Origin of the sequence: Corynebacterium silvaticum (genome assembly GCF_004382825.2) — a bacterium.
Taxonomy (GTDB): domain Bacteria; phylum Actinomycetota; class Actinomycetes; order Mycobacteriales; family Mycobacteriaceae; genus Corynebacterium; species Corynebacterium silvaticum.
Window position 1 is genome coordinate 281,861 of record NZ_SDQO02000004.1, and the last position, 22,566, is coordinate 304,426.

A 22,566-nucleotide genomic window follows, 5' to 3' on the forward strand; every position below is an offset into this window, starting at 1 on the left:
CTGGAACTTCAGAGGCTGGCGTTTTATTAATCTTTACAGCTTTTCCATCGGTACTGAGCCGATCAGCATAAGCCGTACGGTTCCGGAAGAACCAAAATCAATAGTTACGGAATCCGCCGGGCTACCTTTATCCACCTTGGTCACGGTGCCCAGGCCATATTTATCGTGATTCACCCGGTCTCCAACAACCAACGAAAGATCACTGTTCTTTGTATAGCTTGGCATTGTTTTCTTAGGCTTCGGGGTAGCGCCATAACGCGGTGATCCCCACGAGTCGCCGCGTGAAGAACCAAAACCTGTGTTCCTTCCCCAGGAAGGCTGTCCCCATGAGTCGAAAGAGCTTTCTGGTTCTTCGCGCCGCCAGTCGAGAAGCTCCTCGGGGATTTCCGTAAGGAACCTTGATGCCGGGTTAGTTACGGGATTTCCCCAAGAAGAACGCAGCATAGCCCGGGTGATGTAGAGGGTCTTGCGCGCTCGCGTTATTCCCACATAGGCGAGCCGGCGTTCCTCCGCGAGCTCTTTGGGGTCCCCAAGCGCACGCAGATGCGGAAATTGGCCATCTTCCCATCCCATGAGGAAGACCACCGGAAACTCCAGTCCCTTGGCTGTATGCAGAGTCATAAGGGTGACCAGGCCCTGCTCATTATCAGGAATTTGGTCGGCATCAGCTACAAGGGAGACTCGCTCTAGGAAAGCCTGCAAACTACCAGGTTCTGGTTCACCTTGGCCCCCTAGGTCCTCAAGTTCGCCGCTGTCCATCTTGGCATAGGCCACCTGGTTAGCTGCTTCCGAGGAAAATTCTCGTGCAACGGAGACAAGCTCGTTAAGGTTGTCCAACCGTGCGCCGTCTTGTGGGTCGTTGCTCTTTTCCAGCTCCGCTTTATATCCCGTGATATCAAGTATTTGAGAAATCACATCGCCAATATCCGGCATCCCGGTGATCTCGTTGACGGATTCGGCGGCGCCAGCCCGCAACCCAGCCATCATGTCCACGAACCCGGAAATCGCGTTGCGCCCGCGTGCTCCTAAAAGGCTCACCTGCCCTGCGGCGGCGTCGATAAGCGCTTGTTGGAAGCTCACTCCCTGGTTCTCTGAATGCAGAGTGAGAAACGCTACGGCTTTGTCGCCGATGCCCCGGCGCGGAGTGTTGATAATCCTGCGGAGAGAAACTGTGTCTTCCGGGTTATCCAACAACCGGAGATAGGCGATGACGTCCCGAATCTCCTTGCGCTCGTAGAAGCGGGTTCCTCCCACGATTTTATAGGGAATACCAGAACGCATAAATACGTCTTCCACTGCGCGAGATGAGTTATTTGTGCGATACATGATGGCCATGTCGCTGTAATCCACGCCTTTATCCGCGAGCGCGTCTATTTCTTGGGCAATAAAACGAGCCTCATCATGCTCGTTATCTGCAACATACCCAGCGATGGGTTCTCCGCTGCCTAGTGCTGTCCACAGTTTCTTTTTTCTTCGGTTCTCGTTTTGGGAGATCACCGAGTTAGCTGCATTAAGAATCGTCTGCGTCGACCGGTAGTTCTGTTCCAAGAGGACGGTCGTGGCATCGGGATAATCCCGCTCAAATTCCTCAATATTGCGGATAGTCGCGCCGCGGAAGGCGTAAATGGACTGATCTGAGTCGCCAACAACGCAGAGTTCGCTGGCTGTTGGGCCTTTTCCTACCAGCTCATGAATGAGCGCGTATTGCGCGTGGTTGGTGTCCTGGTATTCGTCGATAAGCACATGGCGGAATCTGCGTCTGTAGTACTCGGTCACCTGTGGGTGTTCTTGGAAAATACGGACTGTTTCTCCAATGAGGTCATCAAAATCGACGGCATTTGCTTGCCTTAAACGTCGTTGATACTCGACGTATACGGCAGCTACCGTCGTCTCATACGGGTTCTTTGTACTTTCAGCTTCTGCGACTGCGGTGTCGGGAGAAATCAGCTCATTTTTGAGGTTGGAGATTCCCGCCCCTAACAACCGCGGCGTGAACTTTTTGATGTCTAAGTTCATGTCCTTAGAAATCATCGCAAGCAAACGCTTTGAATCATCCGAGTCATAGATAGTGAAGTTGGTGTTTAATCCAGCGACCAGCTGGGCTTGTTCCCGCAAGATGCGCACGCAGGTGGAGTGGAAGGTAGACACCCACATTCTGCTGGCGATTGGCCCCACAAGGTGAGCCACGCGCTCTCGCATCTCGGCCGCAGCTTTATTGGTAAATGTGATAGCTAGGATCTGCCCTGGCTGCACACCCCGTATGCACATGAGATAAGCAATACGGCGTGTGAGCACTGCCGTCTTGCCAGAACCCGCACCAGCCACGATAAGAAGCGGTGAGCCGCTGTGCTCTACTGCTTGCTGTTGCTGCGGATTAAGCCCCTGTACGAGGCCATCAGCCATCGCAGGCACGGTGGTCGTAGGCACACTGGTGGCAGGCACACCAGCAGCAGGCTTGTCCGTTACGTGAGCCGGGGTCTGGCCTGTTGCAGGACTCTGGGCTTGAGCACTAAACGGAGAAGGCTCAGCTGGTGTCTTTGTGGCGGTGGCCCGCTCACCGGCCCAATCGCCGAAGTCAAAACCTTGTTGGGTAGGAAAATTGTCCGAGTTATTCATCGCTATCAAACCTACAACGTTGCTGTGACATCGCCACTGAGGTGACTGTTTTCGGAGTTGCTAGCAGGGAAAATCATCCTTTTCTTGTTTTTCTCTGGTTTTTCTATCCCCAGTACGCGCATCCGTGGCACAATATCTCCATGAATTCTGAGAAAAACTTTAAGGTACGAACCCCCACGGGCACCGACGATCCCCTTTCTGATGCGGAAATCCAGCAATATCGCACGGAGATCGATCGCTTAGACAAAGAGATTCTTGCAGCGGTTAAACGCCGCACAGAAATCTCCCGAGCTATCGGAAAGACCCGCATGGGTTCTGGAGGCACCCGGCTTGTGCATACCAGGGAGGTAGCCATCATTAACCAATTCCGTGAGGAAATCGGCGAGGAAGGGCCAGCTCTCGCCGCTATCCTGCTCAGGCTCGGCCGAGGCAGACTCGGCTAGGCCTGAGCAGGAGCACGCTGGAGTCATTACTACGAGGTTAAAGCGGCAGGGCAATTAACTTTGGCTCAAGGAATTCGTGGATTCCTTCAAAACCGCCTTCTCTTCCTATACCGGATTCTTTGACTCCGCCAAAGGGCGCTGATGGGTCTGAGATCCCGCCTTTGTTAACGCCCACCATGCCGGCTTCAATGCGCTCAGCGATACTCAACGCATGCGTTATCTGTTCGCTGAATACGTATGCGGCTAGCCCGAAGGGAGTGTCGTTGGCCATCGCTATGGCTTCTTCATCATCCTGGAACGTGGAGACGGCAACCACAGGGCCAAATATTTCTTCATGGGCGATACGAGCGTCCGGAGGAATATTATCTAGCACCGTCGCTGGATAGTAGAAGCCATCCTCCGGGAGCCCTGTCGGCAGTGAGTCCCCTAGGACCCGAGTGGCGCCGTGGGCGAGGGCGTCGTCGACAAGCATCGTGACCTTTTCTAGCTGATCTGCGCCGGAAAGAGCACCAAAATCCACGCCTTCTTGTGTTGCGGGCCCTTGGGTAAAGGACTTCATGATGTCAACAACTCGGTGCAGGAACTCGTCTTTAATCGACTCATGCACCAGGAACCTGTTGGCAGCGATGCATACTTGCCCAGCACCGCGCATCTTAGCCGTCGCTACCGCTTGAGCAGCAACAGTAACGTCTGCATCTGCCAGCACCACATACGGCGCATTTCCGCCAAGCTCCAGGGATACTTTCATGGAGTGCCGAGCAGCGCGTGCCGCGAGTTTTTGTCCGACCTCAGTCGAGCCTGTGAATGTGAGCTTGCGCACCCGCGGATCGTCCAACATATCTGAGATCACCGAAGAATCCGCTGTAGGCAAGACAGAGACCACGCCCTCCGGCAGCCCTGCTTCTTTGAGGAGGTGCGCAAGATACAGCATGGTCAAAGGAGTCTTAGACGCGGGCTTGAGAATCATTGTGCATCCGGCTGCCAACGCGGATCCCAGCTTGCGGGTTCCCATTGCCAAGGGGAAATTCCACGGCGTGATTGCCAAAGACACACCCACCGGTTGTTGATGCACAATCAATCGGGCATTTCCCGTGGGATTATGCCGATAATCTCCGCGTACCCTCACAGCTTCCTCTGCGAACCATCGGAAAAACTCCGCAGCGTACGTGACCTCCGCGCGAGAGTCAGGCAATGCACGGCCTAGCTCCAGCGATTGAATCACAGCTAGTTTTTCCGAATTGTCCAGGAGGGCTTTGTAGGCGTTCCACAAGATGTCTGAGCGTTCGCGCGCCGAGGTTGCGGCCCACAGCGGTTGCGCCGCTGCTGCTTTATCCAGGGCTGCCTCCGCATCGTGTTTGCTTGCCGACGCCACCCGCGCCAAGATGCTTCCATCGGACGGATTGAGGACCTCAAAGGTTTTGCCTTCGTGCCCATCGGTGAACTCGCCGCCGAGAAAGAGCTGCGTGGGTACGCCCTCTGGCAGCGTCATCTGCATAGTCTTTTTCTCTTTTGAACCATCACTCATGCCTCCACTATGCGCTCGTTCAGACGTTCTCGCCATGATGTGACCAACGCTGCCCTAAGGCAGAAGACATGTTCGGGGTAGTTTAGATACCGTTGAGTGTGTGTAACTTTCCGAGCGGGCACAGATTACTGCCCACTCGGTCACGGTCTCGTATAAAGCCAAAAGAACGGAGCAAACCATGTCCTTCGATATCACCGCTACCCCAGAGTGGACCGAGCTTTCCCAATGCCATAAAACAGCGGCTTCCACGTCGCTGCGAGAGCTTTTTGCTGCCGACGCAGACCGTGCACGGAAATTTAGCTTCGACGCCGCCGGTTTGCATGTTGACCTTTCCAAAAACTTCCTAGACGACAACACCGTCGAGGCATTTGTAAAAACCGCCAAGGCTGCGCATCTGCACGAGCGCATTAAAGCCATGTTCTCTGGAGAGCACATAAACAACACGGAAGACCGAGCAGTCCTCCATACTGCGCTGAGGATTCCTGTCGAGGCCGATTTAGTTGTCGACGACCAAGACGTGGCAGCCGACGTCTACGAGGTGCTGGGCCGCATGCGCGATCTTGCGACAGCACTGCGCAGTGGCGCATGGCGCGGCTATAGCAACCACACGATCAAGACGGTAGTAAATATCGGCATCGGCGGCTCGGATTTGGGTCCGGCCATGGCGACCAAAGCCCTGCGTACTTACGCAACAGCAGGAATCTCCGCCAAGTTTGTCTCCAACGTAGACCCTGCAGATATGCATTCAGTTCTTGATGAATGCAACCCAGAGTCCACCCTGTTCATCGTCGCCTCAAAGACTTTCACCACCCAAGAGACCCTAGCCAACGCCCATGCTGCAAAACGTTGGCTGCTTGAAGCCGCCGGCGGTGACCAATCGGCAGTGGCAAAGCACTTTGTTGCTGTGTCTACGAATGCGGAAAAGGTTGCCGAGTTTGGCATTGACGCCAAGAACATGCTCGGCTTCTGGAACTGGGTGGGCGGTCGTTACTCCGTCGACTCCGCCATCGGGTTGTCCCTCATGGCTGTGATCGGCCCCATGGATTTCATGCGCTTCCTCGAAGGCTTCCACGCTATGGACGAGCATTTCCGCACCGCAGACTTCCACGAGAATATTCCAGTGCTCATGGGTCTGCTCGGAATTTTCTACAACGATTTCTTTGGCGCAGAAACCCACGCTGTGCTCCCCTATTCTCAGGATCTCGGCCGGTTCCCGGCATACCTACAGCAGCTCACGATGGAGTCCAACGGTAAGTCTGTCCGCCGCGATGGTTCTCCAGTTTCTACCGAGACCGGAGAGATCTACTGGGGAGAGCCAGGCACTAACGGCCAGCATGCGTTCTTCCAGCTTATTCACCAGGGAACCAAGCTCGTTCCCGCCGACTTCATCGGTTTTGCCCGCCCCAAGCAAGATCTTCCCACGGCAACCGGCGAAGGCTCCATGCATGACCTGCTGATGAGCAACTTCTTTGCTCAAACCAAGGTCCTGGCCTTTGGCAAGACTGCCGAAGAAATTGCAGCCGAGGGCGTTCCGGCAGAACTCGTCGCCCACAAAGTCATGCCAGGTAATCGCCCCACAACAACGATCCTGGCAGAAGAGCTCACCCCGGCGGTTCTCGGTGCTCTTATCGCTTTGTACGAGCACATCGTCTTTGTCCAAGGCGTGATCTGGGATATCAACTCTTTTGATCAGTGGGGCGTGGAGCTGGGCAAACAGCAAGCCAATGACCTTGCGCCAGCAGTAGCCGGAGCTAGCGACATACAGTCGGGAGATTCCTCTACCGACGAGCTCATCGGCTGGTACCGCGCTCACCGCAATTAATACGACATAGCTAAGCCCTGCACACTGCTTGCTCACACGCAGTGTGCAGGGCTTGCGAGGTTCTTTTACATCTTCACCATGGGCTCGTAGCCAAAGGGAATCGCGTCGCTATCGACGATCTTCTTGCCAAAGGGGAAACAGGTAACAGGGATCATCTTGATATTCGCGATGGCAAGCGGAATGCCGATGATGGTGAGCGCTTGCCCCACGGCAGTGGTCAAATGCCCTAGCGCGAGCCAGAGACCCGCGACGAGGAACCAAATCACATTACTCACGCCGGCGAGGGGATTGTAGCTGCTCGTGGATTGAACCACAGTCCTACCAAATGGCCACAGTGCATACTCAGCCATTCGGAAGCTAGCGATGCCTGCGGGGATCGTCACGATGAAAATACACGCGATGGCGCCAAAGAGTATGTATCCGAGAGCCAACCAGATACCACCAGTAATAAGCCAGAGAAGATTAAGTATAAGCCGCATAGCCCCCACCTTAATCAATTCTGAATGAGAGCGCTTGGACGTTTAGGATTCAGGATAAAATGGCTGGCAGTGAGGGCACCACCATATAATGCGCTCTAATTCTAAAGAGGGGTCGTCGACAAGCGTGCTCTGGAGAATTCGGGTACCGCATCGCCGGCACGGCTTGTGATTACGCCCAAACACATAGGTCGTCTCCCCTGGACGTTTGATGCCTGTTGTGACTCGAACTGGGGACAGTCGATTCTCCCACATAAGACGGCGTGCCATAGTCAGTATGCGGTCCACGTCGGTGTCGCGTACCTGGGTGGCGGGGTGTACTCCGCAGAGAAAACAGATTTCCGCCCGGTATTCGTTGCCTATTCCCGCCAGGTTTCTTTGGTCGAGTAAAGCTAACCCGATGGCACGGTAGGGAGCCGAGAGTATCCGTCGCCGAGCTTCGTCGTGCCCTGTGGATTCCCAATCAGCTCCTAGTACATCAGGCCCCAGATGCGCGATGACATCGGGATAATGGGACACGGGAAAACGCGGACAAACCCCAGAGAAAACCCCACCACCTCAATCGGCTGCTCATGCGGTGCTCCAGCCAACAGCAGTTGCACGCGAGCTGTATGAGCGGGTTTGGTCCACCGGTCGCCTTTCAGACACACCACCCATGTTCCCTCCATTTTCAGGTGGGTATGCAGTATGTCTTCCCCTATCTGCATAAACAGGTGCTTCCCATAGGGCCACACGCGTTCCACTACGCTCCCGGTAAAGGTGGCAAGAGCATACTGCGGCACCCGTATGCTGGTTCCGAGAACCTTTCGGCCTTCCATAAAACTCAGCCGACGGGCTAGCTGGTAGACGGAATCTCCTTCGGGCATAGCAGCATTGTAGCCATGATGCGCCTACCGCTGCGTCAACCGTATAAATCGTTATCAGGTACAACGGACACCATGAGTACTGCGCATCCTTCTCCCCTTGGTGGTCGTCGACCTAAGCGCTCGGAGCTTGCCGACTTTAAAGACAAACCGGTATCGGACAGGTTCCCGCCTCCCGGTACCGAGCTTCGGTTGCTGATCGTCGGGGTCAATCCAGGTCTGTGGACTGCTGCAGTCGATGCTCCTTTTGCCTATCCCGGCAATAGATTCTGGCCTTCCTTAGACAAAGCCGGAATTGTATCTCCAGCGTTCGAGGTATCCGAGGGCATGAGCGATGCCCAGGAGCAGATGCTTTATGAGCTCGGCATCGCTATGACCAATCTGGTCCCGCGCGCTACTGCTCGCGCGGATGAACTAGAAAAAGACGAGCTAATAGCTGGCGCGCATCGCGTCATCGAGTTGGCGCGTGAGTTACGCCCCCAAGCCGTAGCCGTGGCCGGTATTACTGCTTTTCGTACAGCTTTTGGGATGAAGAAAGCCGTGCTAGGTCTACAAGATACAGAGACAACAATTAACGGATGGCCCAAGGACGTATCTTTGTGGGTTGTGCCCCAACCAAGCGGGCTTAACGCCCATGAGACAATTGACTCGCTTGCAGCTCAATGGCGGGCGGTATGGGATTCCACCACTCCGCCGCATAACTAAGCTGCTAGCGGTATCCGCCAGATCTAAAGCCACGATGGGGAGGCTTTGTATAGTGCTCTTCCCCAGACCGTGAGTCTCCTAAGCCTGCTATGCCTGCAGAATCCGAGGAGTCTAATGCGTCCAATGCGGTTGCAAGGCTGCGTCCTCTACGTGTGTGACTCTGGTTATTTAAGCCACCTGATATTCGTAACCCACTGGGTGTCACGCCAGCACCCAGTTCTCTTAGCAGCTCTAATTCGGGTGATCGCAAGACCGCCACTCCATTTATTTTTTCTACGACTAGCGGCTGAATCCTACCCGCTAGCACTGACTCTGCAAGCGCGGCGAGGACGATACTTAAGAACTCTTGCTGTTCGATTCCTGTGGGCGGTGCACACAACGTGAGGTTTCGTCCACCTCGCGTAAGGTGCGCGGCGAGGAGGCCGTCGATAAGCACAACGATGGCACCAGCCGCACGTGTCGGCCCCGGCTCCGGCCACGGTAACGCCGCCCCATAGGGGTTGGCGGGATCTGCCGCAGCAAGCACATATGCGCTCGGCGAGCGGGTGCCAGAAGGCCAGCCTGCTACATCAGGGGTGTCGGATAGACCGCGAAGCCAGTCAATCACCGCCGACGTGGAAAACTGAGCGGCCCCCAGCCCTTCCACGATGTAGCCACGCATCGCTTTTCCGGATTCCTCGAAGCCAGAGAGCACCTTATAGGCAAGGGCAAAACCGCCAACAACGTCCTCTGATACAACGGCACCGCGGGTAACCACGCCATATCTGTCCAGCCACGTCTCACCGTGTACAACCGACCTCGCTGTGGCGTTGTCATCCGCTGCCATGGTTGCGGACCAGCGCCCCACCGCATCCGGCGGTTGAGCTGGTCTATGGGCATGTGCAAAGCTTGTGCGTCCCATGCGTAGTCGGCTGCGATTGGGGCGTCTTTGGGGTCTATGCGCAGTCTTTGTTCCCGAATTCGCCGCAAGCCGTGCCCGAATCGGTGCAAACCCATCCGGGCTGACTAACCCTGCCTCAAAAAGCTCCCATAAAGCGGCACCAAGCTCCGCAGCAGACGACTGATCCGAGGAAACTCCAAGATCTGCCACAGTTTCCCGGTGAATATCGGCAAAAAGGAACCCGCCACCGCGAGACAGTAGCGTCATGACCTTGTGTTGAGTCTCGGATAGCGTCGCCGCCTCCGCGTGGGGAATCAACTCTGCCGCGTAATCGGTGGGAAGAAGCATCACCCACGGATCATGTGCACCGGCGCGTCCTGCCCCAACAACGATAATCTCACCATTATTCGTGAGCTCGTCAAGATCTAGCGGCGAGTAGTTTCGAACCCGTTGCGGCAACACCAATGTCTCCCACGCAGAAGCTGGTAGTCGCACGCCCGCGAGTTGTTCTACAACGTTAAATACTCCGTCCGGCCCAGAGAGTTCCGGGGTTTCTCCCACTGGCGCAACGTGCTGCCATTCGGGGAGAAAACGCCCGAACGTGGCATGACTCACCGGTTGGGTCTGTTCCCTCACCGCAGCCTGGGATCGGGCCCTGATGATTTTTAAAACCTCCGTGGCAACATATTCCGGAGCATCGCTGTCTTGCCTAAAACGCCCTGCTACGAGCTTGGATTGCGTACATAGCTTTTCGACGACCCCATGCGCGATCCCCGCGGCCAACCCAAGGCAGTCTTGCACGTCCATGAGGGTAAAAGGCCCTCGCACCCGCGCCCATCGCGAGACTATTTGTTCCAACGCATCGGTGATTGTCTCCACCTGCGCAGCAACACCCGGTGGGACTGGTATTCCTAATGCGTCTCGCAGCAGGGGTGCATCCAGCGTCTGCGCCAGGTGCGCGACTCCGGTTATTCGTACTTCCATCACTCGCCCACGCAGCTGCGCCATGACCTGTTCCAGAGTCATCGGGGGATCAGTAATCTCCGGAAGATCGTCCACTGGCACGGGACCTACAACACGAAGAGTATCAATGAGTTCTTCTGCGGTCCTCGCCCTACGGTGCGGGGCTTTACGCTGCATGATGTCATGCACTTCCGCGATGATCTCTGGGTCTAAAAGGTCACGTAGTTCCACGGTCCCTAGGAGGCTGGCAAGCAACGCAGGGTCTAAGGACAAGGCAGCAGCACGCTTTTCTGCGAGCGGGCTGTCTCCCTCATACATAAAGGCGCCCGTGTAGTTAAAGAGTATGGAGGAAGCGAATGGGCTGGGTTGAGGTGTAGTCACCTCTGCGATTCGTATCCGCCGTTGCTGAATTTCTTGCAAGAGCTCAACCAAAGCTGGCAGGTCATACACATCCTGGAGGCACTCTCGGACGGTCTCCAAAATAATGGGGAAGTGTGGGTATTTGCGGGCGACGTCGAGAAGCTGCGCGGCGCGCTGGCGTTGCTGCCATAAAGGCGCACGCTTACCGGGGTTACGTCGAGGTAGTAATAAAGCGCGAGCCGCGCACTCTCGGAATCGGGAGGCAAACAACGCGGAGTTTCCCACTTGTTCGGCCACTATTGCTTCAATGTCATCCGCGTCGATCACAAAGAGATCGGCTCCAGGTTCCTCGTCGGATCCCGGGAGGCGTAAGACTATGCCGTCATCGGAGGCCACCGCCTGCGCATCCATGCCTGTACGCTCAGATATTCTCGCGCCTACAGCAAGCGCCCACGCAGCATTGACTCCCCTGCCATAAGGAGTGTGCAAGACGATTCTCCAGTCTCCGAGCTCGTCACGAAAGCGCTCCAGCACCAGTGTCTTTTCATCGGGAACAATCCCCGTGGCTTCCTCTTGCTCGCGTAAAAACTGTAGAAGATTCTGGCGGGCATATGTGTCGAGCCCGAGTTCTTCCAATTCTAAAAGATCGTCACTGCGATCTTGTTCGCTGCCTGCTAAAGCTTGACGACGCCCCACAATCCTACGGCGAAACTCCCCCAGCGCTTTGCCTAATTCCGCAGGACGTCCAGCTTGGTCGCCTGTCCAAAAAGGCAATCGCCCGGTGTGGCCCGGCGCGGGAATCACCAACACTTGGTCGCGCGTAATCTCTTCGATCCTCCAGCTAGAAGCGCCCAGCGTAAACACGTCGCCCACCCGCGACTCGTACACCATCTCCTCGTCGAGTTCTCCTACTCGCCTAGGGGCAGAGTCGGCCCCCGTCGAGCCGGCTAAGAAGACGCCAAACATGCCTCGATCTGGGATAGTTCCACCACTTGTGACCGCTACCCGCTGGGCTCCGGGACGCGCAGTCAACGTGCCGGTAATGCGATCAAAGACCACGCGCGGTTTCAACTCTGCGAAGTCTGTCGACGGATACACTCCACTTGCTAAATCGATGACTGCGTCGAACACCGCTCGTGATAAATCCCGATAGGGATATGCACGCACAACAGTGGCATACCATTCTTCTACGTCAAGGTCTTCCACGGATACCGCGGCTACGGTCTGCTGTAACAGCACATCAAGTGCATTCCTAGGGACCTTCAATTCCTCGATCGCGCCTTCACCCATGCGTCCCACAACCACCGCCGTTTGGATGAGGTCGGCACGGTGTTTTGGATAAAAAGCACCTTCAGAAATAGCGCCCACCATGTGACCTGCGCGCCCCACTCGTTGCAGCCCTGATGCAACTGAGGGCGGGGACTCAACCTGGACAACAAGTTCCACAGCGCCCATGTCGATGCCGAGTTCAAGAGAACTGGTGGCTACCACGGCTTTGAGGCTGCCCTCTTTGAGCATCCTTTCGGTCAAGGCTCGCTCGTCTTTGGAGACTGACCCGTGGTGTGCTCGCGCAATGGTCATGGGCGCTAGGCCCGCCACGTCACTGGCTTTCATGAGTTGCGCGGGTGTTCTGCGAAGTTGCGGGGAAGGCGATTCCGGGTCGTATTCTTGCGCGTAAATCTCGTTGAGCCGGCTGGTGAGACGTTCCGCAGTCCTCCTGGAATTCACAAAAATTAGCGTGGAGTGATGCGTCATCACGTCGTGATAAACGCGTTCCTCAATAAACGGCCATATCGATCCCTGCGTAGGAAGGGAAGATTCTAGCACGAGTTCCGTCTCCACTAACGCGGATCCGAGGCTGCGGGGGTCGTCGTATACGGCTTCCCCGATGGCGGAACCAGGCTGTGCCGTGGACACATCGCTCATGTCTGGAACAGGCACTCTGACGGTAAGATCCCACTGCTTGTCCGCGGGTGGATCCACGATGTCTACGGGGCGGTCTCCCGCTAAAAAGTGCGCTACTGCGTTAATCGGACGCACTGTTGCTGATAGCCCCACACGCTGGATGGGGCGGCCTGCCAGGCGTTCTAATCGTTCTAACGTGAGAGAAAGGTGTGCTCCGCGTTTTGTTCCGGCCACCGCATGGATCTCGTCCACGATGACGGTCTCAACGTTTTTCAGGATTGCTCCTGCTTTGGACGTCAGCATCAAGTACGCAGACTCAGGGGTGGTAATCAGGATGTCTGGGGGTCTTCTCACCTGCCTGGCGCGTTCGGCGGCCGGGGTGTCCCCGGAGCGAACCGCCACGCTGATGTCGGAATAGTCCAGCCCTAACCGGGCAGCTACCTGGTTGATGCCGGTAAGCGGGGCACGGAGGTTGTTTTCTACGTCTACCCCCAATGCCTTCAGCGGCGATATATAGAGCACTTTGACGCCTTGGCCCGTGCCTTTGTCCGTTGAAGATCCCCTATGAGGTGCGGGGAAAGCCACGGTTTGGCCACCTGCCGCAGTCAAACCGTTGATCGCCCATAAAAACGCAGCGAGTGTTTTACCAGAGCCAGTTGGCGCAACAATGAGTGTGTTTCCGCCCGCTGAGATCTTTTCCCACGCACCTTTTTGTGCAGGTGTCGGAGCCGCAAAGACCTCTGCAAACCACGTTGCTGCCTGGGGGTTAAAACGCGACAGCACCGGAGAGTGTTCCTCAGAGCGCTCGCAGGAAGCGTCCGCATGGGCCGCAACGCGAGGCGTCTGCGGTTGATGGGGCTGGGGTTGCTCGTGGTGCTCATCCGACGACATGCCCTTATTTAACACCGTATGAGCCGTGTGAGGAGACGACGGCGTCATTATGGTGCGGTTGTTCCTGTTGTCCCTGTTGTTCCGCGGATGATTTTTCTTGAGCACGTAGGCAAGAGGAGGCAAGAAGCAATGAAAAACTCACAAAACCAATACGCTGGTGTTCTAGTAGTGCGAAACGCCCGCACTCCACTAAACTTTAGAGTCATGACTGCTCACTTTGACGACGCGACCCTAACCAAGCGACTTTCCCAGGGAACGGGCGAAATCCTCAAAGGGGTAAGAAACGTAGGCCTTTTGCGCGGACGTGAACTGGGTGACGCAGGAGACGATCTGGCACAAAACTGGATTGCGCGTGTGCTGGAACAGCACCGACCCGATGATGGATTCCTTTCCGAAGAAGCCGCAGATAACCCAGAACGCCTAGGCAAAGATCGCGTGTGGATCATCGATCCGCTCGATGGAACCAAGGAGTTTGCTACGGGACGTCAGGACTGGGCTGTGCACATCGCTTTGGTGGAAAACGGCATACCAACCCACGCTGCGGTTAACCTCCCCGACTTGGGAGTTGTGTTCCACACGTCTGAGGTTCGTGCAGTGCGCGGGCCCTACGCCAAGAAGATCGCGGTCTCGCACAACCGACCTCCTGCTGTAGCCAACCACGTCGCTGAAAAACTAGGTTTCACCGCCGAGCCGCTCGGTTCTGCAGGCGCAAAAGCCATGCATGTGCTTCTTGGCGACTACGACGCCTACATTCATGCTGGTGGCCAGTACGAGTGGGACTCTGCGGCCCCCGTTGGAGTCAGCCTTGCTGCAGGACTGCATTGCTCGCGTCTCGACGGCTCCCCCTTGACCTATAACAACAAGGACACCTACCTGCCGGATGTCCTCGTCTGTCGTCCCGAGCTTGCCGACGACATCCTCTCCATGGCAGCCGCCTTCCGCGAGGAAAACGGCTCGTACTAGTTGCCCTTCGCCTCCCACTCGGGTTACTTTCGAGTGGGTTTTCTTGTGTCTTGTCCCAACTAATCCAGAGAAATAGTTAGGAAGCCACCACTAAAGTGGACTAGGATCAGGCATCATGATCTCCACACCTTACGAGGACCTCCTGCGCACAATTCTTTCTGAAGGATCTCACAAGGATGACCGCACTGGCACCGGAACCACGAGCCTTTTTGCACAGCAGATGCGCTTTGATCTGAGCGATTCTTTTCCGCTGATCACTACAAAGAAGGTTTATTGGAAAGGCGTTGTGGGCGAGCTCTTGTGGTTCCTGCAAGGCTCATCAAACGTCAAGTGGTTGCAAGACAATAACATCCATATTTGGGACGAATGGGCCTCCGAAGAAGGCGAGCTAGGTCCCGTGTATGGCGTGCAGTGGCGCAGCTGGCCTACGCCTCATGGCACCCATGTTGACCAGATCAGCGGCGCTTTAGACATGCTCAAGCGCAATCCGGATTCCCGACGCAACATTGTCTCAGCGTGGAACGTCGCGGAGCTAGAGAATATGGCGCTGCCTCCTTGCCATCTGTTGTTCCAGCTCTACGTTGCAGATGGGAAGCTCAGCTGCCAGCTATACCAGCGCAGCGCGGACATGTTCCTAGGCGTGCCCTTCAACATCGCTTCCTACTCAGCGCTCACGCATATGTTTGCGCAGCAGGCAGGCCTAGAGGTTGGTGAGTTCATCTGGACCGGAGGTGATTGCCATATCTATGACAATCACTTCGAACAAGTGGAGACCCAGCTCGCCCGTGAGCCTCGCCCCTATCCGCAGTTAGAGCTAACAAAGGCCAAGGACCTCTTCTCCTACGACTTTGCTGACTTCCAGGTCATCGGCTACGACCCACATCCAGCAATTCGCGCTGAGGTCGCGGTCTAATGCTGCGGGCGATTTGGGCGCAGTCCTGCGACGGAGTCATCGGCAATGGGGTCGATATGCCCTGGCATTTGCCCGAGGATCTCGCTCATTTTAAAAAAACCACGCTTGGCTGCCCAGTCATCATGGGGCGCAAGACGTGGGAGTCGCTGCCGCCGGCTTTTCGCCCGCTGCCGGGACGCCACAACTACGTACTTTCCCGCTCCGCAGCCGGTCAGTGGAGCGCCGGTGCCTGCGTGGTGAGCAAGCTACCCGACGTCCCAGACGCGTGGGTCATGGGAGGCGGACAAATTTATGCGGCAACCCTACCTAAGGTGGAGGAAGTAGTACGCACCATCGTGCGCATTGAGCTTCTCGACGTCCTCGGCAACTCCGCGGTTTCCGCCCCTGCGCTTGGCCCCGAGTTTGAGATCGTATCGGAAACTGAGTGGATGGCGTCGATAAGTGGAAAAGTGAACGAAGACTACCAAGCAGTAACTTCCCCACAGCCGCTGCACTACAAATTCCAAAGGTTGCGACGCACTCCCTGAACCAGTCATGATGGTGGGATGAAAGAACACGTAACTATTTACGCGGCCGACTGGTGCCCCTTCTGCCAGCGACTCATCGGTGCACTCAAGCGCACCAACACTCCGTTTACGCTTGTCGACGTGGAGACCGATGCCCAGGCCTCCGAATGGGTCAAATCCGTTAATAACGGCAACCGCATCGTCCCCACTGTCAAGTACTCGGACGGCACCACCGCCACCAATCCTCCAGCCTCCGACGTTCGCCGCAAGCTGGAAGAACTCACCGCTTAATCCGTAAGCTCACGGAGCAAGTAGGTATCCATAATCCACCCATGCTCGGCGCGAAGCGTTCGCTTCAAATCAGCGACCTGCGCGCCGATCTCTTTGACGTATCCTTCCCGGATGATCTGCTGTGGCGTGCCCAGGAAAGCGCCCCACCACATGTAAGTGTGCTCGGTGGCAACATCCATCCAAGCCGACTTGCCGTCAAGCATGACCACACAATTCCGACGATCTTTTTCCGACGTAGACGCAAGATTGCGCCCTGTGGTGATATGAATAGCCTCGCCGATGCGGTTGAGCAGAATCCCATGCGCCGCAGTAAGAACCTGAACAGCGGTAATCCCGGGGATTACCTCAACAGAGCACTCAAGGTCCTCTAGCTTCTGCATATGATCGATGATCCGCAACGTGGAGTCATAAAGTGAGGGATCGCCCCACACAAGAAACGCTACGGTCCCGTCCTCCGAAGAGGCACCCCGGATCGCCTCTGCAAGGAGGTTCGCGCGCTCTTTATGCCAGCGCAATACCTCTGCATCGTAATCCTTGGGGTCACGATCCCGCTCCGGGTCAGTCACCGCCACAATCGGCGTTCCTGGCACATGCGCATCCACAATCCCCTGGCGTAAAGCCAGCAGATCCGATTTGGTCTCCCCCTTATCAAGCGCGACCACCGCTTGAGCGCGACGAAGCCCCGAGATTGCCTGCAAGGTCAAAAACTCGGGGCTACCTGCGCCAATTCCTATAACAAGTATTGTGCGCACAGTTGTTTATTCGTCGTCTTCATCGTCGTACAAAGCGGCGCGATCAACCTCGGTGAGAAGAGCGTTCACGTTGGCATAATCGATGGAATGCTGCTGATGAAGGTAACGATCGCACACTGCAGACAGCTGCTTTGCATCAAACTTATTAAGCGTTAAAATCCGACGGCTGGTTCCGTCCTCTGCGGTCTCATCGAGAGCAAGAACGGCAGTTCCTTTTTCCTCAACCACAGTCGCGGTAATGGCACGACGCTCAACATCGTGAAAAATAGGGTGCTTGTCAGTCATGACATTTTCCTCCACACTTTTGAATCTCTCAACGAGCAACTGCTTCCAGCATAGAGGGCAAAACACACTTGCGGGAAGCTTTTCGCTTCCCAATACCAGCCAATTCTTAACTTCCTAGCAGTGTGCGGTATTCTTTTTGCCGAAGGCTCTTAGATCTCCACGATCTTCCCTCGATGCCTTTGCGCCCTAGTAGCTCAGTGGATAGAGCACGGCTCTCCTAAAGCCGGTGTCGGAGGTTCGATTCCTCTCTGGGGCACTTTTAAAATCCTCTTCTACCTGTACTTTTATGGGTAGGAGAGGATTTTATTTTTGCTGTTTTGGGGCTTTTTGAGGTGCTTTTGTCGTGGGAATGTCGTGGAATTTATATTCCCTATGCGCTAGACCCCACCTTCTCTTCCCCGGGCCTGCATTTCCATAGACAAAGTCCTCGTATCATGCCGCAAAGCCCCCTTTTGTCTATGGAAATGCAGGCTACGTCACCCCGCCTCCCAAAAAATTGTCGTTTTTGAGAACGCTAGAAATCCCCACCTGGCGTTTTACAAAGCACACCCTCGCTAGCGTTCTCAAAAACGACAAATACAGCAGTCTCAGAGGAAACCTCTGCTGTTTTCCCCGCAATGCTCTGCTACGAGTTGTTCATCGTGGGTAACAAAAACAACTCCTATCCCGCTGCGGCACAAGTCGTGCAGCACCGCCATCACACGTGCTGCGGATTCTGGGTCAAGTGCAGAGGTTATCTCGTCGCATAGGAGAACTGCCGGTTGTGTGGCTAGGGCGCGGGCAATGGCAACGCGTTGTCGTTGCCCACCAGAAAGTCCCGAAGGCAAGCGATAAGCGAGCTCCCTAGATATGCCTACGCGTTCGAGCAGCTCTACTGCCTGTTGCGTGGCCTCTTGACGGCCAATCATCCGCCGTTTTCCTACTCTCCCTAACCACCGCTTCTGGGTAGTGGCATCGCGTACGGCGCGAGCAACCGCGTCGACAGCTCGCATCTTTGGGTTAAGGGTGGATGCCGGATCTTGAGGGATTATCTGCAATTTTTTCGCATGCAATCGCGGCCACGGTGTAGACGCCTCACGGTGTATGCCGCGGTATTCCACTGTCCCTCGCCCTTGAAGATTACTTCCCGCTAAGTACCTCAACAGCGTTGATTTTCCGCTGCCAGATGCCCCCATAATGGCAAGCATTCGGCCAGGTACAACGGTAAAGGATAGGTCTGAGAAAAGGGTCGCCCCCTCATCGGTTGCATAGCTTAAGCCCGAGGCTCGCAAACATGAGTTCGCCTCTTCCTGCAACACCATGTCTGTCGCCGATTCCCCGCGCAGAGTCTGCGCCGGTTCACCAGCAGCACCCGGCGCTAGCGCCGCATCTCCATCAGCATCAGCAGTCACACCGCCAGCAGCACCAACGCCCTTATCCCCAACATAAACATGAGCATCCAGCAGATCGTGAAAAGCCCCAAGCCGATGCCCCGTGATAATGATGGCAACCCCGGAGTCGGCCACGCTGCGTAGGAGGGACGCGATGGTCTTGGCTGTCACGGGATCGAGACCGGCAAAAGGCTCATCTAGCGCGATAACGCGGGGTTTCCTAGACAGCGCTCGGGCTAAGGCCACTCGGCGTTGTTGTCCGCCGGAAAGCTGGTGGAGGCGCTTTGCCGCAGTGTCAGCGGGTAGGCCCACGCTGTGCAGAATCCCTGGGACATCCGCTGTAGGCGCTAGCTCGGTGAGCATCGCGTGGATCGTCATGAGTGGTGGAAGTTCGGCACCTGGGTCTTGTCCGACAAAGGCGACTTCTTCACGGCGAAAGCGCGCAAGTTCCGCAGCGCTGAGGCCCGTGGGATCGACTCCCCATACAGACAACGTCCCGGTCACCGTAGATCCCGCTGGTCTCTCCCCAATCAGGGCGAGCAAGAGGGTGGTCTTCCCGCATCCGCTAGGGCCGATGAGTGCTGTGATACTGCCAGCCTGAGCGCATAGTGCAGTGGTGGGGACAAGTTCGATGGCTTCTAGCGTCACTGCGATATCCGCCCGAATAAGAGGGCCGTTTGATGGCGTCGTCATCGTGTCTCCTTCTGCCCTATCAAAGCCATGACCGCGATGGATGCCACCGCCAGCATGGCTGCCGGAGCCAGGACGGCAAAGGGATTGAGGGTGATTCCCCCGGCATTGTCGCGCACCATGACTGACCAGGCAAACTCCCCCAAACGTGCTCCCACGCCAAGGAAGCTTGCCACGGCTAGTAGGTGCAATGCCTCCACTACTCTTAAGCCCCATACTGAACGCAGTACTGCAGACATGTTGGGCAAAATGTCGCGCATAATCACGGAGATGTCAGAGGCCCCCGCGTTCCGAGCAGCTTGGACATACCCCGAGTGCGCTACCGGGTATGCCGCAGCAGCGATGACCCGTGCAGCGTAGGGTGAACCGACGACCACCGCCACTACGACCAAAAGCCATAGGCCAGAATCCGGATACAGCACGGAGACAAGAAGAAGCACGATAACCGCTGGTACCAAGATCGTGGCGTCGGCACATGTCTCTACGATGAAACCCAGCTTTGGCTTTAAAACGCCAAAGCAGCCGACGATGGCACCTACCGCTGTGGTCAACGTTCCCGCAACCACAGCGGTGAGGATAAGCGCTTGTCCTCCATGCAGCACAGCACTGACTACACTGCGCCCCAGATGGTCAGTTCCCAATAATGCGCTGTTTCCTGCTGTATCAAAGGGCAGTCCTGCCGCCGCAGTCGGCGCGGGCAGATGAAAAAGCTGGGCGACGAGCGGCCCATATATGGCTGTAGCTAATACGAGCAGCGCAAGTATTTTCCGTGTCATACATTCACTTTCGGGGTGCACACGACTTTGAGAATGTCCGCCATCGTCAGTAGGAGGAGGATCAGTGCGCCAGTGGTTGCCAGGACCGCAAGAAGCACGGACACATCGCGCTGAGAAACAGCCGTGGCCACGGGTAAGCCCCACGCCAGGGTGGTTAAAGAGCGCTTCTACTGAGACTGTGCCGGCAATGAGAACACCGGCAGATGTTGCCATTGAGGTGGCAAAGCTAGGAAGCGCCAGCGGCAGCACGTGTCGTCGTAACAGGCTCGTACCCGTGATTCCCGCAAGGACGGCGCTGTGTACAGGTCGCGTGGAGGTGGCGTCGATAAGCGCTGCGCGCAGCACTCTGGAATTCCACGCAACCTGGGGTATCACAAGCACGAGCACGGGCAACACGTACATAGCCATTGAGCTGGGTAGGCCGCCGTCGATAATCGTGACGGCTGGCAGTACCCCCAGCCCCAGGGCGAACACGGCCACGAGAAAGACGCCGATCACGAATTCCGGGAGCGCAATAATGCTTGTCGACGCCCACTCTAATCCCCGAGACAGCCCCGACCGGGGTGGCCGCTGAACCCACCAGATGGAGGTTGCGATCGATAGGACTGCGGTAAGTCCAAAGGCACTTCCCGTGGTGGTGATTGTTACTGGCAAGGCCGTGGCCAAGAGCTCGGAGATAGGTCTTCCATGAACAGATACCCCAAAGTCACCGGTCAACGCTTTTCCTAGCCAGTGTAGAAACCGCGTCGCGGGAGGTCTGTCCAACCCCAGGCTTTGCTCAAGACTCGCGATAGCCTCCGGGGTTCGATTTGCTCCCAAAAGCGAGGCTGCCGCTTTTCCGGGGAGTCGATCAATGGCAAAAAAGACAAGACCTAAAACCACGAGCAGTGCACCCGCACGAATAGCGAGCCGTGGGAAAAGCCAGGTACAAGCGCGGGAAACTGCTTTTAGCACGTTTTAGGCCTTTTTACGGTCTCTAGGAGAACACGTCCGTAACCGGGAGCTTTGGGCAAACCGGACAGGCCTTTGGCCGCAATGTCCACGCCGTCCGATGCGCCCCAGACCAAGTAACCGCCGCGCTCGAACTCAATTTTTTGGAGTTTTTTGCTGAGCTGGTCAATCTTTGCCTGGTCAGTAGACGCGAGCAGTTCAGCATAAGCCGCGTCGAACTCGGCATCGTGGAAGTTGGACTCGTTTGATTTCGACGCCCCGTTGAGTACTTTTCCGGCAAAGAAGAGCACAGAATCATTGGTTCCCCAGTAGCCGCAATACAGGTCTACTTTGGTCCAGGTGCTGTCATAAAATTGGCCAGATTCCTGCTCCACCACCTTAATACGCACCCCGATCTCCCCCAGCTGTTCGGCGATAACCTTCATGGCTTCAACCTGGCCGGGTGCTTCTGGGGTGACAAAAAGATCGTAGGTCTTGGAGGTATCAAAACCGGCTTGATCCAGCAATGCCTTTGCTTTCTCCACGTCACGGTGGCGCACCAACGATGAATCGATATTGGGATCGCCGGTGCCCAGGATGTCATGAGCAACGCTGCCGTACCCTGACAACGCCCGCTGTACTACCTGCTCACGATCAACGCCCAGCCGCAGGGCCTCACGGACTTTCGGATCGGCAAAAGGTCCATCGGATGTGCGCATGATCAGAGGAATCACGGAGTCATGAGAACGCTTAATGATCTGAACATTGTCGTTGTTTTCTGCAGACCTTGCGGCAATGGGGCCTACTGCTTGCGCAAGATCAATCTGCCCTGCGAGCAGTGCGTTCGTCATAGCCGTGGTGTCTTCAAAAGGAACAACATGGATCTCTTCAAAGCCTGCGACCGTGCCATGATAGTCGTCGAATCGCTTCAGCTTTGCTGATCCATTATCCCAGCTCACCAGCTGGAAAGGACCTGATCCCACTGGTTTTTCTGGCGAGGATCCTTCTTTCATCACAAAAGTCATCAGGCGAGCAAGCATCGGCAGCTGGCTGTTGGGGGTCGCTGTCTTCATCTGCACGGTGCGTTCGCCAGAAGCAACGATGGAGCCGTGTTCCACGGGGAGTCTAAAACCATTGGCTTCGTCGGAAAGCATCTTGGTCAGCGACCACACCACGTCTTTGGGCGTGACTGCTGAGCCATCGTGGAACTTTGCGCCAGCAGCGATGGTGAACTCCCATTCCATGGGGTTGAGTTGTTTCCACTGCTCCATGAGGCGCGGGGCAACGATCTTGCCTGCGCCGGGAACCGTCAGAGCCTCCCAAATGAGAGAGCAGATAAGCATGTCGGAATCATTGGGCAGCAGCTTATAGGGGTCACGCTGGGCGCTCGCGGCCTTACCTAGCGCGCCGACTTTAAGGACCTTTCCCGAGGCCTCCGAGGTTTTTCCCAGACGAACCGTTGCTTGAGGTGTTGCCCGAGGTACAGCTTGCCACGGTAAAGGCTCCGAGGCCGAGCGCAGCGATGCTGGTTAAGAACTGGCGACGAGAAAGGTTACTCATTTTCCACCCTGATTGTTTCGAAATTACAACAAGTATTTTTGCTTTGACTTAAAGAACCGCAGGACCTCTTCCCACGCCCAG

15 protein-coding genes, 1 tRNA gene and 3 pseudogenes are annotated in these 22,566 nt (G+C 56.1%); 8 read left to right on the forward strand and 11 right to left on the reverse strand.

The window, feature by feature from the left end; all coding sequences use genetic code 11:
• Window positions 1–33: 33 nt before the first annotated feature.
• Complete coding sequence (gene pcrA / locus ET810_RS11170; protein WP_375167318.1) at window positions 34–2,403, reverse strand: DNA helicase PcrA; 2,370 nt, start codon at window positions 2,401–2,403, stop codon at window positions 34–36.
• 353 nt (window positions 2,404–2,756) lie between these two features.
• On the opposite strand from pcrA, the gene ET810_RS11175 reads away from it, so the two are divergent.
• Entirely contained in the window at window positions 2,757–3,059 is a 303-nt protein-coding gene (locus tag ET810_RS11175; RefSeq protein WP_046095685.1) for a chorismate mutase, read from the forward strand.
• A 37-nt stretch (window positions 3,060–3,096) separates the two neighbouring features.
• On the opposite strand, the gene ET810_RS11180 is transcribed toward ET810_RS11175, so the two are convergent.
• Complete coding sequence (locus ET810_RS11180; RefSeq protein WP_087453632.1) at window positions 3,097–4,584, reverse strand: NAD-dependent succinate-semialdehyde dehydrogenase; 1,488 nt, start codon at window positions 4,582–4,584, stop codon at window positions 3,097–3,099.
• A 178-nt stretch (window positions 4,585–4,762) separates the two neighbouring features.
• On the opposite strand from ET810_RS11180, the gene pgi reads away from it, so the two are divergent.
• A complete protein-coding gene (gene pgi / locus ET810_RS11185) occupies window positions 4,763–6,406 on the forward strand; it encodes a glucose-6-phosphate isomerase (protein ID WP_134316048.1) in 1,644 nt (547 codons plus the stop codon).
• A gap of 65 nt (window positions 6,407–6,471) precedes the next feature.
• On the opposite strand, the gene ET810_RS11190 is transcribed toward pgi, so the two are convergent.
• Window positions 6,472–6,885, reverse strand: a complete 414-nt coding sequence (locus ET810_RS11190; protein ID WP_087453630.1) for a YccF domain-containing protein — start codon at window positions 6,883–6,885, stop codon at window positions 6,472–6,474.
• A gap of 42 nt (window positions 6,886–6,927) precedes the next feature.
• Window positions 6,928–7,748: pseudogene (locus ET810_RS11195) on the reverse strand (DNA-formamidopyrimidine glycosylase family protein).
• Window positions 7,749–7,820: 72 nt separating this feature from the next.
• On the opposite strand from ET810_RS11195, the gene ET810_RS11200 reads away from it, so the two are divergent.
• A complete protein-coding gene (locus ET810_RS11200; RefSeq protein ID WP_087453629.1) occupies window positions 7,821–8,450 on the forward strand; it encodes a mismatch-specific DNA-glycosylase in 630 nt (209 codons plus the stop codon).
• Window positions 8,451–8,454: 4 nt separating this feature from the next.
• Here the strand turns inward: ET810_RS11200 and ET810_RS11205 are convergent, their stop codons facing one another.
• A complete protein-coding gene (locus tag ET810_RS11205) occupies window positions 8,455–13,449 on the reverse strand; it encodes an ATP-dependent helicase (protein ID WP_216605356.1) in 4,995 nt (1,664 codons plus the stop codon).
• Between the two features lie 204 nt (window positions 13,450–13,653).
• Here ET810_RS11205 and ET810_RS11210 point away from each other — a divergent pair, with 204 nt between their 5' ends.
• The 4 genes from ET810_RS11210 to ET810_RS11225 all read left to right on the forward strand — a co-directional run bounded on the left by ET810_RS11210 (window position 13,654) and on the right by ET810_RS11225 (window position 16,122).
• The gene (locus ET810_RS11210) at window positions 13,654–14,412 is read left to right on the forward strand and encodes a 3'(2'),5'-bisphosphate nucleotidase CysQ (RefSeq protein ID WP_087453628.1); all 759 of its coding nucleotides are present in this window, start codon (window positions 13,654–13,656) and stop codon (window positions 14,410–14,412) included.
• 112 nt (window positions 14,413–14,524) lie between these two features.
• A complete protein-coding gene (locus ET810_RS11215; protein WP_087453627.1) occupies window positions 14,525–15,325 on the forward strand; it encodes a thymidylate synthase in 801 nt (266 codons plus the stop codon).
• Window positions 15,325–15,852 carry a dihydrofolate reductase gene (locus ET810_RS11220; protein ID WP_087453626.1) on the forward strand — a complete coding sequence of 176 codons (528 nt, stop codon included), beginning with the start codon at window positions 15,325–15,327 and terminating at the stop codon, window positions 15,850–15,852. The genes ET810_RS11215 and ET810_RS11220 overlap by 1 nt, the downstream gene beginning before the upstream one ends.
• A gap of 18 nt (window positions 15,853–15,870) precedes the next feature.
• Window positions 15,871–16,122 (forward strand): mycoredoxin, encoded by a 252-nt coding sequence (locus ET810_RS11225; RefSeq protein ID WP_013911060.1) that lies wholly within the window; start codon window positions 15,871–15,873, stop codon window positions 16,120–16,122.
• Here the strand turns inward: ET810_RS11225 and cobF are convergent.
• On the reverse strand, window positions 16,119–16,874 hold the full coding sequence (gene cobF / locus ET810_RS11230) for a precorrin-6A synthase (deacetylating) (protein ID WP_087453625.1): 756 nt from the start codon (window positions 16,872–16,874) through the stop codon (window positions 16,119–16,121). The two genes, ET810_RS11225 and cobF, sit on opposite strands and share 4 nt — an antisense overlap.
• Window positions 16,875–16,880: 6 nt before the next feature.
• Entirely contained in the window at window positions 16,881–17,159 is a 279-nt protein-coding gene (locus ET810_RS11235) for a cg0963 family protein (RefSeq protein WP_087453624.1), read from the reverse strand.
• A gap of 183 nt (window positions 17,160–17,342) precedes the next feature.
• Here ET810_RS11235 and ET810_RS11240 point away from each other — a divergent pair.
• A tRNA-Arg gene (locus tag ET810_RS11240) sits at window positions 17,343–17,415 on the forward strand.
• Window positions 17,416–17,746: 331 nt separating this feature from the next.
• On the opposite strand, the gene ET810_RS11245 is transcribed toward ET810_RS11240, so the two are convergent.
• The 4 genes and pseudogenes from ET810_RS11245 to ET810_RS11260 form a co-directional block, all read right to left on the reverse strand.
• A complete protein-coding gene (locus ET810_RS11245; protein ID WP_134316049.1) occupies window positions 17,747–19,222 on the reverse strand; it encodes an ABC transporter ATP-binding protein in 1,476 nt (491 codons plus the stop codon).
• Window positions 19,219–19,995, reverse strand: a complete 777-nt coding sequence (locus ET810_RS11250; protein WP_134316050.1) for an ABC transporter permease subunit — start codon at window positions 19,993–19,995, stop codon at window positions 19,219–19,221. The genes ET810_RS11245 and ET810_RS11250 overlap by 4 nt, the downstream gene beginning before the upstream one ends.
• Window positions 19,992–20,949 (reverse strand): annotated as a pseudogene (locus ET810_RS11255) (ABC transporter permease). The gene ET810_RS11250 and the pseudogene ET810_RS11255 overlap by 4 nt, the downstream one beginning before the upstream one ends.
• Window positions 20,943–22,485, reverse strand: a pseudogene (locus ET810_RS11260) (ABC transporter substrate-binding protein). The pseudogenes ET810_RS11255 and ET810_RS11260 overlap by 7 nt, the downstream one beginning before the upstream one ends.
• Window positions 22,486–22,566 lie beyond the last annotated feature (81 nt).